The following is a 13,145-nucleotide window of genomic DNA, read 5'->3' as shown; positions in this document are numbered from 1 at the left end:
AGAAGCTCTTTATTTCTGACTTTAAAACACCGTAAAGAATTTTCTACTGTCTGAGCGACAGCGAGTTTAGAAAATTTAGGTGGCTTAAAGTCAGAAATATTAGAGCTTCTTTGTGCAGTGAACCGCTTTCCTAAATGCAAATCTCATACGGTAGGTTCAACATTAAAAACATCGTACTTTTTCTAAACTGTGTATCTACTCCTGAATAGTTTTTAACATTTTTCCTTCTTTTCTTTCCTCAATAGATAGCTTAACTATATCTCCAAATTTATTTTTAAAATCACTAAGAGCTTTTTCAGCTTCTTCTTTAGAGTCATAGTATTTAAGCTCTAAAGCAAACTTTCCACTTTCATCCTTTAGTATCCTTCTGTCTTCAACGTCCAAAAACATTTCATCAACCATCCCAATGCCTTCTCCCATTTCATAAGATGGAGTTCTAACAGAATATATAGATTTTGATTTATCATACTTTAGCTTTTTTAAACTTATTTCAATTTTACCAGGGTCTTTGTACTCTTTTATTTCATATTGCACTGGGAAATTAAAAACCACTGCAAATCTTATGGTAGAATCATCTAAAGTTACTATTTTATAAACATCCTTTACAAAAGGATTCTTTTTTAATTCTTCAAATTCCTTTTCTGCAGTCATATTTCTTGAACCATACATTGTAAAAATCATAGTGCTTGGATAGTCCTTATATTCCACCTTAAACTTATTCATAGTATTCATAATGGTTGACACATTAATTGTGATTTTTGAAGTATTATTTTTATTTGAACTCTCTATAGATGATATATCTGCTCCATCTGTTACATTTCCACCGTATCCTACACCCTTATTAAACTGAAGAACTTGAACTAACTTTCCAAGCACTGGCACGGAACTCATAGACTTTGCAAATGCAGCATTGGTATTTATAAATATGGTAAAAATAAGGATTGCTGCCGCTACTGCTCCTCCTGTTACATTAAACTTCTTTCTTGTTTTTGCTCTTTTTATTGCTGCATTAATCTTATTATCAAGTTCTTCTGGAATTTCTATATCATCATAACTCTTTTTTAACTCATCTATTTTTTTATTCATAATCAATCATTCCCCTCTAATTTTATTTTTAACTTGCCAAGAGCTCTATAAAGTATTGTCTTAGTTGTACTTAATGGTAACTCAATAGCATTTGAAATATCTTGAAGTGTCATATCTTCAAAGTACCTTAAAACTACTACAGTTTTTGACCTTTCATCCAACTCCTTTAAAGCAGAATACAAATCAATTATTTCTTCTGAACTAACTTTCATCTTATCAGCTTCATTAAAATTATCCTCTAAATTTGTTACCTTCTTTGACTTCTTCAAGAAATCCATAGCACAATTAATTAAAATCCTTGTTATCCAAGTCATAAAATACTCTGGCTGCTTCAAATTACTTTTTTTGACATATGCCTTGTAAACTGCTTCCTGGACAATATCCATGCTATCCTCAGGATTTCCCACATAGCTATATGCAATTTTATATAGCCTTTCCTTATTTTCTTTTATTAAATTTTCAAATTCATTATCATTAATAATCTTGTTTCTTGTAAAGCTAAATATAGCTCACACCCCCCAATATATTTTAAAGTATCAGCTGATACAATTATTACACCTATTAGACTTTATTACCATGCAAAAAGTTTCAAACAAAAAAGAAATTCTGCCTAGACAGAATTTCCTCATTATATTTTATGCAAGCCTTGCAAATACCACTTTATCTATATCAACTGCAGTAAGTGGCGGTGTAATCCCAGCAGATTTAGAAAATTGTATCCTTGCTCTAACAGCATTTTTTGGAGCAGGCTCTGTAACTCCTAAATAGGTGAGCCAACGACCTTGAATTCTAGCTGCATTTGGACCTATGATAATGCTAAGTCCAATTCCAATTTCTTGTCCATCGCGATCTAACCAGTATACTTCTACAAGTAAATTTCCTGGAGATCCAAGCACCTCAATTTCATATCCAAAGTTTAATATATAGCATGCCATTGGTTCTACTGGAACTCTTTGAGATATAAGTCCTCCAACAGCTGCAATTCTAGCAAGTCTATTTCCCTCATAGGAATCAAAACTCTGTACTACAGTAACTCCTTCAGCTTTCCATGGACTTATATTTGCGCTATTTTCAAAGCTTGGATTTCTTAAAAGATTTTCTGATTCAACCTTTGCAAATATAACCTTATCAATATCAAAAATGGACTCTTTATCTGTATTTATAAATTTAATTTGAGCAGTAACTGCACCTCTTGGAGCTGAGGTCGTTACATCTACATAGGTTGTATAATTGCCTTGACCAACAACGCTTTCTCCATCTATTGATAAATCAAGTCCTGTGCCAATTGGAGTTCCATTTCTATCTAGCCATATTACTTGAGCCTTAAGAAATGTTCCACCTTCAAAGTTTTGAACTGAAGCTACGGCAAAACTCAATAAAAAATTAGAATTACGTGGAAAGCTATCAATTGGTACATTTTGAATAAGTGTGCCATTATCCTCTAGAGCTACTCTAGCTGTTCCTTCATAGACATCTCCAAAGAATACATTAGCTCTAGTACTGCTCCAATTTGCAAGTTTCAATTGAAATCCCGAATTTTTTATTAAATTACTTGAGTCTATTGGTGCAAGTATTATATTATCTATATCAAGTATATTTGTTGCATTATCTGCTGTTGCTCCCTTGGCAAGTTGAAGCCTTGCCATTGCTGCGTTTTCTGGTGGTGTATCAGTTATTTCAACAAAAGTTAATCTATTCCTATTATTAGAAGTTCTTTCACTAGGTATCAGTGTTCTAAGACCAGTACCTATGATCTCTCCTTCATCATTTAACCAAAGAACTTCTACTATAAGATTGCCAACTGTAATAGTTCCTTCTCCAGTAGCTGGAAGCATTTCAAAGCTTACAAGTAACGGTTTTCTACAAGTTTTTTCTAACAAAACATCTTGAAACATGCTAGAAGCCCCTGCAACCATTCGTGCTGCAATATCTCCCTCAAAAACATTTAATCCTGTTACCTCTACATTATTTGTAACCCATCCAGTTAAACGCAATTCAAAGCTTGGATTTTCTAACAAATTTCCACATCTAAGACATTTTTCTCTTCTCGATGATTCATAGTCATCCCCATAGCATCTTGCCATAATAAATCTTCCTCCCAATCTTTTATATAACTGTTTATCAATTTTTAAACAAGTCTTGCAAACACTACTTTATCTATATCCACTGTAGTATTTCCTATTGATTTAGAAAATTGTATTCTTGCTCTAACTGCATTTTCTGGAGCAGGTTCTGTAACCCCTAAAAAAGTTAGCCAAATACCTATAGGATTCAGAATACTATTGTTAAGAATAATAATGCTAAGTCCAAGTCCAATTTCTTGTCCATCTTTATCTAACCAGTATACTTCTGCAAGTAAATTTGCTGTAGTATTATCGGTGATTTGATATCCAAAATTTAAAAGATAACAATAACTCTTTTCTATTGATACAATTTGATATATAGATCCACCTAAATTAGAAATTCTAGCAAATCTTCTTCCTTCATATGCATTAGTAGCTTGTGTTACAGTGGTTCCTTCAGCTATCCATGGATTTATACTTGAAGCATTTTCAAAACTTGGATTTTGAAGAAGGTTTCCTGATTTAACTCTTGCAAATATTATTTTATCAAGATCAAAGTTAAGATTTCGATCAGTATTTATAAACTTAATTTGAGCTGCAACTGCATTATCTGGAGCAAAGCTTGTTACATCTACATAGGTGGTATAGTTAAACGCAGTATCAATCATATCTCCATCTATTGATAAATCAAGCCCTGTGCCAATGGGGTTTCCAAATCTGTTAAGCCATATTACCTGAACTCTAAGAAAAGTTCCTCCTTTGAAATCATCTTCATCAGGTACATCAGCAGCAAAGCTCAATAAAAAATTAGAGTTATAGGGTAATCTATTAATCGGTACATTTTGGCTAAGTGTACCATTAGGTCCTAAATTTATTCTTGCGGTTCCTTCATAAATATTTGTGAATCGTACAGCTGCATTGGCAAAGTTCCAATTTTCAAGTCCTAATTGAAAACCTGAATTTTTTACTAAGTTAATAGAGTCTATTGGTGCTAGTATTATATTATCTATATCAATTATATTTGTGGTATTATTTGCTCTTGCTCCCTTAGTGAACTGAAGCCTTGCCTTAACTGCATTTTCTGGTGGCGTATCAGTTATTTCTACAAAGGTTAATCTATTGAAAAAAATATCTGAAGTTCTTTCTTCAGGTATAAGTGTTCTAAGTCCAGTTCCTATAATATTTTCTTCACCATCTAACCAAAGTACTTCTACTATAAGATTACCAACCTCTATAGTTCCTATAAAAATAGCTAGATAAATTTCAAAGCTTAAAAGTAAAGGCTTTCTACAAGTTTTATCTAATAAAACATCTTGAAACATACTTGGAGTTGTCTGTCCCATCCTAGCTGTAGCTACTCCTTCAAAGGGAAGTTCCCCTGATGTAGCTACGTTATTTGCTACCCAGCCAGTTAAATCTGTTTCAAAGCTTCCATTTTCTAATAAATTTCCACATCTAATGCATTTTCCTAACCTTGATGATTTGTATTCATGGTCATAATCATAAGATCTTGCCATAATAAATCTTCCTCCCAATTTTTTAACATTATTGTTTCTCAATTTTTCAAGCATTTAATGTTGTAATATATACTATTAGTAAGGAAGATGATTGATTACATTAGCACTAATAGCTTAGGTGCTATGTTTAGATACTACAGTATTTGGCATGGTATAATAGTTGAGTATATAAATTAAAAAAGAAACATCTCAATAATCTGAGATGTTTCAATGTCTAAATAACTCAATAATTTAACACTATTTTAAAATATTCTATTTTACACAAGTCGTGCAAATACCACTTTATCTATATCAATTCCAGCAAGAGTATCGCCAATTCCTCGAGATTTGGAAAACTGTATTCTTGCCTTAACTGCATTTTCTGGCGCAGGTTCTGTAACTCCTAAATAAGTCACCCATCTACCTACAAAAGGAACGGATTTTTCAAGGATAATAATGCTAAGTCCACGATTAATTTGTCTACCATCTTTATCTAACCAATCTACTTGTGCAATTAGGTTCCCTTCACTTCCATTTGCCAGAACTTCATATCCAAAATTTAAAAGATAACAGCGTGCTGATTGTACCGAAACATCTTGGAATACAAAACCTCCATCAGCATTAATTGTAAGAAGTTTATTTCCCTCATATGATTCATTACTTTGTATTACATTAACGCCTTCACCTGTCCATGGACTTAATCCATTTTCAAAACTTGGATTTTCCAATAGATTTCTTGATCTGACCCTTGCAAATATAACCTTATCTATATTTAAAAAATTTTGTCCAGGAGTACTTGTAAATTTAATTTGAGCTGTAACTGCATTGTCTGGAGCAGCCTTAGTTACGTCAACATAGGTTGTAAAATTAGACTGATCATTAAGCATTTCTCCATTTATAAATAAATCAAGGCCTGTTCCAATAGGAGCTCCAAGCTGATTAAGCCATATTACCTGAGCCCTAAGTGATCCAGGATTAGACCCACCAATAACAGCAAAGCTTAGTAAAAAACTAGAATTAGGCATAAAGCTGTTAATCGGTATATTTTGCAACAGCGTACCATCAGACAATAATCTTGCCGTTGCAGTTCCCTCATAACTATCTCTAAAATGCGGAAATGCATTAGTAAAGGTCCAGTTTGTAAGTCCCAATTCAAATCCTGAATTTTTCACCAAATTAATTGTATTTATTGGTGCAAGTATTACATTGTCTATATCAAGTATATTTGTTGTGTTACTTGCCCTTGCTCCTTTACTAAACTGAAGCCTTGCCTTAACTGCATTATCTGGTGGCATATCGGTTATCTCAACAAATGTTAATATATTTCTATTTTCACTGGTTCTATTAGCAGGTATAAGAGTTCTAAGGCCTGTTCCTATAACATCTCCTTTAGCATTTAACCAAATGACTTCTATTATAAGATTACCAACAACCACATCACGTTCAATAAGACTTGGAAGAATTTCAAAACTTAAAAGCAATGGCTTTCTACAGTTTTTATTTAATAGGACATCTTGAAACATACTAGGAGCTGTCTGTCCCATTCTTGCTGTAGCTGTTCCCTCAAAAGGTTTTTCTACTGATGCACTTACGTTATTTGTAACCCAACCAGTTAAACCTGCTTCAAAGCTTGGATTTTCTAGTAGATTTCCGCATTTAGAACATTTATTTGTTTTTATTGGTTTACATATAAAATCATTTTCATTACATCTTGGGTTGCATATAAAATTCTCTTCACAGCATCTTGCCATAATAAATCTTCCTCCCAATTTTTAAACATTATTGTTTCTCATTTTTTAAAGTGTTTAATGTTGTAATATATACTATTAGTATGGAAGATGATTGGTTACATTAGCACTAATAGCTTAGGTGCTATGCTTAGATAATACAGCATTTGGTATTGTATAATAGTTGAATATATAAAGCTAAAAAGAAACATCTCAATAATCTGAGATGTTTCAATAACTAAAGAACTCAAAGATTCAACACTATTTAAATTTTCCCCTAGTACTTCTTATGTAAATCTTAGTGCATTATAATTGTTGCAGCCTCTTCCGTAGCCTTCTTTTTAGAAAAATCAACTGTAAGGCTTTCTACCTTTTCCATATTTGTTATAACTACAGGAGTAATTAAATTTTTTGCATTTTTCTCAACAAACTCAGCATCAAAAGACACTAATAAATCTCCTTTTTTAACTTTATCACCTTGTGCAACATGGGCTGTAAATCCCTCACCGTTTAAGTTTACAGTATCTATACCTATATGAACTAAAAGTTCTAGTCCCTCTTCTGTTGTAATTGCTACAGCGTGTTTAGTTGGGAACAATACTGTTATTTCTCCACCCGCTGGAGCATATACCTTATTTCCAGAAGGTATAACAGCAAAGCCATCTCCTAAAATCTTTTGTGAAAAAGCTTCATCTGGAACCTTTTCTAATTCAACAATTTCGCCATCAATTGGATTATACAATGAATAGGAACCTTTACTAGTCTTTCTATTATCATCAATAGCTGCTTCCTCAAGTTCTTCTTTTATCTCATCATTGCATGGTTTAGCGTAACCGCCATTTGCTATAATAGCTTTTATATTGTCTTTTATTTTTTCTGCTTCTGTTCCAAAAATAACTTGAATGCTATTGCCTGCAACTAATATTCCTGCTGCTCCAAGCGCCTTTAGTGTACCTTTGTCAACCTTTGATGGGTCTTTTAAAGTAAGCCTAAGTCTTGTAATACAGGCATCAAGCACTTCGATGTTTTCTTTTCCTCCTATTGCTTCTAATACCTTAGCGGCTTTTTCACTACCTTTAGCATTTATAGGAGCTACCACTAATTCATCCTCATCTTCTCTACCAGGAGTTTTTAAATTTAAAGCCCTGATTGTAAAATAAAAAACTGCAAAATATAGTACAAAGAAAGCTAACCCAACTAACCATATTAGCCACGGATTCCCTGCAAATTTCAATCCTAATAGATAGTCGATAAAGGAAGCTGAAAAAGTGTATCCTAGCCTAATATGTAATAAACTTGTAATAATACCTGATAGGAATGCAGCTGCAACGTGAAAAACAAACAGCATAGGTGCTACAAATATAAATGAAAACTCAATTGGTTCTGTTATACCTGTAAGAAAAGCCACAAATGCAGCTGAAATCATCATACCAGATACCTTTTTTCTATTTTCCTTTCTAGCTGTTGCAATCATAGCTAAAGCAGCTCCTGGAAGACCAAACATCAATATTGGAAACTCAGAAGCCATAAAATACCCTGCGGTAGGATCGCCATGAAAGTATCTTGGAGAGTCACCAAAATAAGTTACCCCATTTGATACATATTCACCAAATTGATATAAAAATGCTGGATAGTACATATGGTGTAATCCTACTGGAATTAATAATCTTTTTCCTGCCGCATAAAATGCTGGCCCTAGCACAGAAGTGGACGCCCATTGTGAAAATGCATTTATTCCATTTTGAATAGGAGCCCAAACACTAACTCCAATGATTCCAAAAACTAAAGCTACAAGAGAAGTTATAATTGGTACAAATCTCTTTCCACCAAAGAATCCAAGGACCTGTGGCAGCTTTATATCATGGAATTTATTATATAGAACACCTGCTATCAAACCTATTGATATACCACCAAAAACTCCCATATTAATTGTTGTCTTTGAAACTACATCAGTATAAGCTGCTGTTTTCATAAATGCTTCTAATGTTATTCCCTGTTGAGCAGCAAGTTTTGTGGCGAGTGTTGCAGCACCGCTAGCACTTGCTACTTTTATAGCTGCTTGCAATACAAATTGACCTACAACAGCAGCTAAAGCAGCAACACCTTCTCCACCAGTGAAACCAATAGCAACTCCAGTTGCAAAAATCATTGGAAGATTGCTAAATATAGCATCCCCTGCTTGTGCCATATATGGTAAATTTAATAAGTCCGGTTGACCAAATCTTAATAGCAATCCTGCTGCTGGTAAAACGGATACTGGCAGCATTAGTGATTTACCTATCTTTTGCAAGACAGCAAATAACTTTTTCATAATAATACCTCCTATTATTCTTCTTGAGTTCTTTTATACTAATTGTTCATTATAATTTGTTTTGCTTTTAATATGGAGGTTGCACTCATAGAGAATTCATCAAGATCATATTCAACAAGAATTGGTATCATATCTTCATCTCCTGCTGCCTCTCCACACATTCCACACCATTTTCCTTCTTTATGTGCAGCATCTATTGTCATCTTTATCAATCTTAAAACTGCAGGATGTTTTGGATTATATAAATATGAAATTTTTTCATTCATTCTATCTGCAGCCAGGGTATATTGAATTAAGTCATTAGTTCCTATGCTGAAGAAGTCCACATGCTTTGCAAGCTCATCTGCATAAATAGCTGCTGATGGTATTTCCACCATCATTCCAACTTCCAGACTTTCATTAAAGCTTTTCCCTTCATCTCTTAATTCATTCATACATTCTTCAAGTACTTCTTTTGCAGCTAGGAATTCTTCTAAGGAAGCTATCATGGGAAACATTATTTTTATATTGCCAAAGGCTGATGCTCTAAGTAATGCTCTTAATTGTACCTTAAATATGTCTTTTCTATCTAAACAAAGTCTTATAGCTCTATAACCTAAGAATGGATTCATCTCATTAGGCAGTGGCAAGTATGGAAGTTTCTTATCTCCACCTATATCAAGCGTTCTTATAACTACTGGTTTGCCTTCTGTTTTCTCGGCTACATATTTATATGATTCAAACTGTTCTTCTTCTGATGGCATATCATTTCTGTCCATATATAAGAACTCTGTTCTAAATAGCCCTACACCATCTCCACCATTTTCCAATACTTGATGTATGTCTTCTGGCTTACCTATGTTGCCAGCAACTTCTACGTACTTTCCAGTCTTAGTTACAGTTGCTACATTTATTAGCCTTTTGAGTTCCTCTCTTTCCTTCTCGTAAGCTTCTTTCCTTTCTCTATATTCCGATATGGTATCTTCACTTGGATTAATTAAAACTATTCCTTGGAATCCATCTACAATTACTGTATCTCCATTCTTAACATTTTCAGTTATATTCTTTAACCCTAAAACAGCAGGAATTTCTAGAGTTCTTGCCATTATTGCACTGTGTGATGTTCTTCCACCTATATTTGTTATAAATCCAATAACTTTGCTTCTATCTAGTCCGGCGGTATCAGAAGGAGTTAAATCATTAGCTACAATTACTGTGTTTTCCTTTAAATCTTCTAAAGTATCTCCTCCTTTCCCTGCTAAGTTCGCTAGTATTCTGTTTCCCACATCCTTTATATCTGCTGCTCTCTCCCTCATATATTCATCTTCCATAGCAGCAAAAATACCCATATACATTTCTATAACATCACTTAAAGCTTTTTCTGCATTTATCTTACTTGACTCTATATTCATAACAACAGCTCCAGTGAATTCTGGATCCTCTAAGAGCATAATATGACTTTCAAAAACTGCTGCTTTATCGCTTCCAAGCTCCCTTTCCGCTTTTTCCTTTATCTTCGTTAGTTGTTCTTTTGAACTTTCTATAGCATTTTGAAGCCTATTTTTTTCTTCCTCTAAATCTTCTATGCCCCTTTCCACTATGTAAATCTCTTTATCTTCCTTTATGAATACTTGCCCTATAGCATATCCATTTGACGCAGCTATACCTTTTTTCATTACTTTGCCTCCTCGTATATTTATCCTAGCCTCTATTTTTATTGATTATAGTTAATAACTATGTACTATCTTTCATGTATACCATAAATCTTATGATTAGTATTTACGAAAAATCAATAATTAAAACAATAGAATTTTTTTGCGAAGTGAACTTTTAATCTGTTTCTTCATTTGACTCTAATATATTATTTAGTATAATATCAATGATTCATTAGAAGCAACTTTTTAGATATTCTGTAAAAAATTTATTTAATTGTATTATAAGCAAGAAGAAATTACTAGTCACTTTATCTATGTCATCTTAATATACTAAATAAGAGAACTATTTTTTGTGGAGGAAATAATGCAAAATAGAACTGATAACAGTCTTTTTGGCGCAGACATAAATGAATTTACCCAAGGTGTAGATTTTGAAGCATTAGCTAGAACTATAGACTTTTTATATCTTAGAGCATCAGGTTCTGGTAGCGGATTCTTTAGGATAGATAGGAAGTTCTTTGAGTTTGCAAAAGGTGCTAGACAATTTGGAATACCTGTTGGTGCATATCACTACGCACTTCCAAATTACGATTTAAGAACTGCTGAACTTCAAGCTACCGACTTTGCCAATACCTTAGAAGCAGCCTTTGGTGAAAATGATTATGGAGATTTGTTCCCTGTAGTTGACGTGGAAGCTCCTATTGATAACCCCATCCCTACTTCAGTTTTACTTAACTGGATAGACAGATTTAGAAAAACCTTTGAAAAGTTAACTAGAAGAAAACTTATGCTTTATACTGGTGCTTTTTTTATTGACCTTTATGATAATTTCTACATTCCTGGTCGCGGATTTATACTTAAAGACATGCCTTTATGGATAGCAATGTATGTAAATATTCCAGGAAACCCTCCATTCCCTGCCGATGCTGGCGGATGGACTAGATGGAGAATTTGGCAATATACAGAGGATGGAGAAATAACAGGTGTTACCTCTCCTGTAGATTTAAACTGGGGTCCAGACAGCATAGATCTTTTAAGACCTCCTGTACCAGTTTCCGGACTTCGTGCAACCATGGACAGCAAAAATGTCTATGTTTCTTGGGATAAGAATCCTGACATAGACTTAAATGGATATAACTTATTTGCAAACGCAAATTATATAACCACCTTAAGCAAAAATGCTACTTCTTATGTAATTCCTTTAAGTAGGATAAGAGTTACCCCTGATAGAGCCATTGAAGTTTCTATAGAAGCTTTTGACGTAGACGGAGACTTTTCAACTAAAAGGACTAGCGTAATAGTACCTCAGAATAGATACCGTGGTAATAATCCTACACAAGGAGACTCTAATATATTTTTAAATTACCCTGATAAATTTGATTATCCTATGGAATAATAGCTAATTGCTTATCTCTAAAACCTTAGATAAAATATAATATTTTTGAATGATCTGACTAGTTGCTTTGCAACTAGTTTTTTTAATCTCTAGTGACTAGTGAACAAAGATAGTTACTAGTATTTACTGACTACTATTTCCCAGTTTCTGATTAATAAAAAATATTTAGCATTTCACTTAGCAAACTAGGAAAAGAATCTAATTTATTTTTGTGCTAACATATAATTACCGTACGGAAAGTTAATTTGTAGGAGGCTCCTGATGGAATATATAGATTTTATACAAAAAACCTTAGATTATATAGATGAAAATATCACTGAAAGAATAACCGCTGATAAATTAGCTAAACTTGCAGGTTTTTCAACTTATCATTATTACAGAATATTCAATAGCCTTGTTGGAGTTTCAGTTATGGAATATGTAACTAGAAGAAAGCTTCAGTATGCGCTTCATGAACTTAATAACGGTGAAAAAATAGTTAATATTGCTTTAAATTACAGTTTTGAAACCCATACTGGATTTACAAAAGCTTTTAAAAAACACTTTGGTTGTGCACCAAACTTTTATAGATTACATGCCCCAATTGGATTTCCACAAAGAATAGATTTAAGAAAAATAAAAGAAGATAAAACTGGAGGAATTATAATGCAGCCTAAAATAATTGATAAAGATACCTTTAAAATAGTTGGATATGAATTTAAAACTACTCTAAAAAATAACTCTCATTCTAGAGATATACCTGCATTTTGGAACAAATGTAATACAGAGGGCAAGGAGAGTATGCTATATAAGACTCAAAATCCACCTAAGCATGGAGAATATGGAATTTGTGCAAATATAAATGGTGATGAAATTTCCTATATACTTGGAGTTGAAGTAACTACATTTGATAAGGCTATGGAAGATATGTATAAACTTGAAGTTCCTTCAGGAACTTATGCAGTATTTACTACACCACAAGTTCCTGATGAGGATTTTGTAAGTTCAATTGAAGGAACTTGGAAATATATACTTGAACAGTGGCTTCCAAATTCAGAATACGAACTAGATGAATCAAAGCCTGATTTTGAATTTTATGATGAACGCTGTCATCCCTGGGAGTACGATAAACTTTGTATGGAGATTTATGTGCCAGTAGTTAAAAAGCTTTAAAAAAGCTTTTTAGTAATCAGTATGCTAGTAACCAGCTATAGACGTTTTGCAAAGCAAAACTATATTTTACTGGTTACTGGCTGATCTCCACAAATAATGTAGACATTTTAACAGGTAGTGCATAAAGTTCTTTTATGTCAGCAGCCCGAGAGATCACAAGAATTTATAAAAAATAAATGAAATGAATAGAAAAGTTTAATGTATAAGTTAAGAATTAAGCATTATGTCGAGACGCTTTTAATAAAAATTTAATGTTGAATCTATAGTATGAGATTTGCAT

The 13,145-nt window shown here is 33.1% G+C and carries 9 protein-coding genes; 2 read left to right on the top strand and 7 right to left on the bottom strand.

Translation table 11 applies throughout. The annotated features are described in order from the left end of the window. Positions 1 to 195: 195 nt before the first annotated feature. The 7 genes from CRN98_RS15710 to ptsP all read right to left on the bottom strand — a co-directional run bounded on the left by CRN98_RS15710 (position 196) and on the right by ptsP (position 10,338). Complete coding sequence (locus tag CRN98_RS15710; RefSeq protein WP_097028375.1) at positions 196 to 1,086, bottom strand: DUF4179 domain-containing protein; 891 nt, start codon at positions 1,084 to 1,086, stop codon at positions 196 to 198. Positions 1,087 to 1,088: 2 nt separating this feature from the next. Continuing rightward, positions 1,089 to 1,565 (bottom strand): sigma-70 family RNA polymerase sigma factor, encoded by a 477-nt coding sequence (locus CRN98_RS15705; RefSeq protein ID WP_278335437.1) that lies wholly within the window; start codon positions 1,563 to 1,565, stop codon positions 1,089 to 1,091. A 156-nt stretch (positions 1,566 to 1,721) separates the two neighbouring features. Further along, a complete protein-coding gene (locus CRN98_RS15700) occupies positions 1,722 to 3,170 on the bottom strand; it encodes a hypothetical protein (RefSeq protein WP_097028373.1) in 1,449 nt (482 codons plus the stop codon). Positions 3,171 to 3,214: 44 nt separating this feature from the next. After that, the gene (locus CRN98_RS15695; RefSeq protein ID WP_097028372.1) at positions 3,215 to 4,666 is read right to left on the bottom strand and encodes a hypothetical protein; all 1,452 of its coding nucleotides are present in this window, start codon (positions 4,664 to 4,666) and stop codon (positions 3,215 to 3,217) included. 257 nt (positions 4,667 to 4,923) lie between these two features. Continuing rightward, the gene (locus CRN98_RS15690; protein WP_097028371.1) at positions 4,924 to 6,396 is read right to left on the bottom strand and encodes a hypothetical protein; all 1,473 of its coding nucleotides are present in this window, start codon (positions 6,394 to 6,396) and stop codon (positions 4,924 to 4,926) included. Between the two features lie 274 nt (positions 6,397 to 6,670). Beyond that, on the bottom strand, positions 6,671 to 8,683 hold the full coding sequence (locus CRN98_RS15685) for a glucose PTS transporter subunit IIA (RefSeq protein ID WP_097028370.1): 2,013 nt from the start codon (positions 8,681 to 8,683) through the stop codon (positions 6,671 to 6,673). Positions 8,684 to 8,721: 38 nt separating this feature from the next. Next, positions 8,722 to 10,338 carry a phosphoenolpyruvate--protein phosphotransferase gene (gene ptsP / locus CRN98_RS15680; protein ID WP_097028369.1) on the bottom strand — a complete coding sequence of 539 codons (1,617 nt, stop codon included), beginning with the start codon at positions 10,336 to 10,338 and terminating at the stop codon, positions 8,722 to 8,724. A 343-nt stretch (positions 10,339 to 10,681) separates the two neighbouring features. Between ptsP and CRN98_RS15675 the strand changes: the two genes are divergently transcribed. Continuing rightward, complete coding sequence (locus CRN98_RS15675) at positions 10,682 to 11,713, top strand: glycoside hydrolase family 25 protein (RefSeq protein WP_097028368.1); 1,032 nt, start codon at positions 10,682 to 10,684, stop codon at positions 11,711 to 11,713. Between the two features lie 261 nt (positions 11,714 to 11,974). Beyond that, positions 11,975 to 12,865 carry an AraC family transcriptional regulator gene (locus CRN98_RS15670; protein WP_097028367.1) on the top strand — a complete coding sequence of 297 codons (891 nt, stop codon included), beginning with the start codon at positions 11,975 to 11,977 and terminating at the stop codon, positions 12,863 to 12,865. Positions 12,866 to 13,145: the final 280 nt, after the last annotated feature.

Source organism: Clostridium peptidivorans (genome assembly GCF_900205925.1).
In the GTDB taxonomy this organism is placed as follows: domain Bacteria; phylum Bacillota; class Clostridia; order Clostridiales; family Clostridiaceae; genus Clostridium_AK; species Clostridium_AK peptidivorans.
Note: the sequence above shows the minus strand (reverse complement) of the source record. Positions and strands in the feature narration are given on the sequence as shown.

Bases quoted from the DNA above. Each gene is read 5' to 3' on its own strand.
- CRN98_RS15710 (WP_097028375.1), bottom strand. From the start codon at position 1,086: ATGAATAAAAAAATAGATGAGTTAAAAAAGAGTTATGATGATATAGAA.
- CRN98_RS15700 (WP_097028373.1), bottom strand. From the start codon at position 3,170: ATGGCAAGATGCTATGGGGATGACTATGAATCATCGAGAAGAGAAAAA.
- CRN98_RS15695 (WP_097028372.1), bottom strand. From the start codon at position 4,666: ATGGCAAGATCTTATGATTATGACCATGAATACAAATCATCAAGGTTA.
- CRN98_RS15690 (WP_097028371.1), bottom strand. From the start codon at position 6,396: ATGGCAAGATGCTGTGAAGAGAATTTTATATGCAACCCAAGATGTAAT.
- CRN98_RS15685 (WP_097028370.1), bottom strand. From the start codon at position 8,683: ATGAAAAAGTTATTTGCTGTCTTGCAAAAGATAGGTAAATCACTAATG.
- ptsP (WP_097028369.1), bottom strand. From the start codon at position 10,338: ATGAAAAAAGGTATAGCTGCGTCAAATGGATATGCTATAGGGCAAGTA.
- CRN98_RS15675 (WP_097028368.1), top strand. From the start codon at position 10,682: ATGCAAAATAGAACTGATAACAGTCTTTTTGGCGCAGACATAAATGAA.
- CRN98_RS15670 (WP_097028367.1), top strand. From the start codon at position 11,975: ATGGAATATATAGATTTTATACAAAAAACCTTAGATTATATAGATGAA.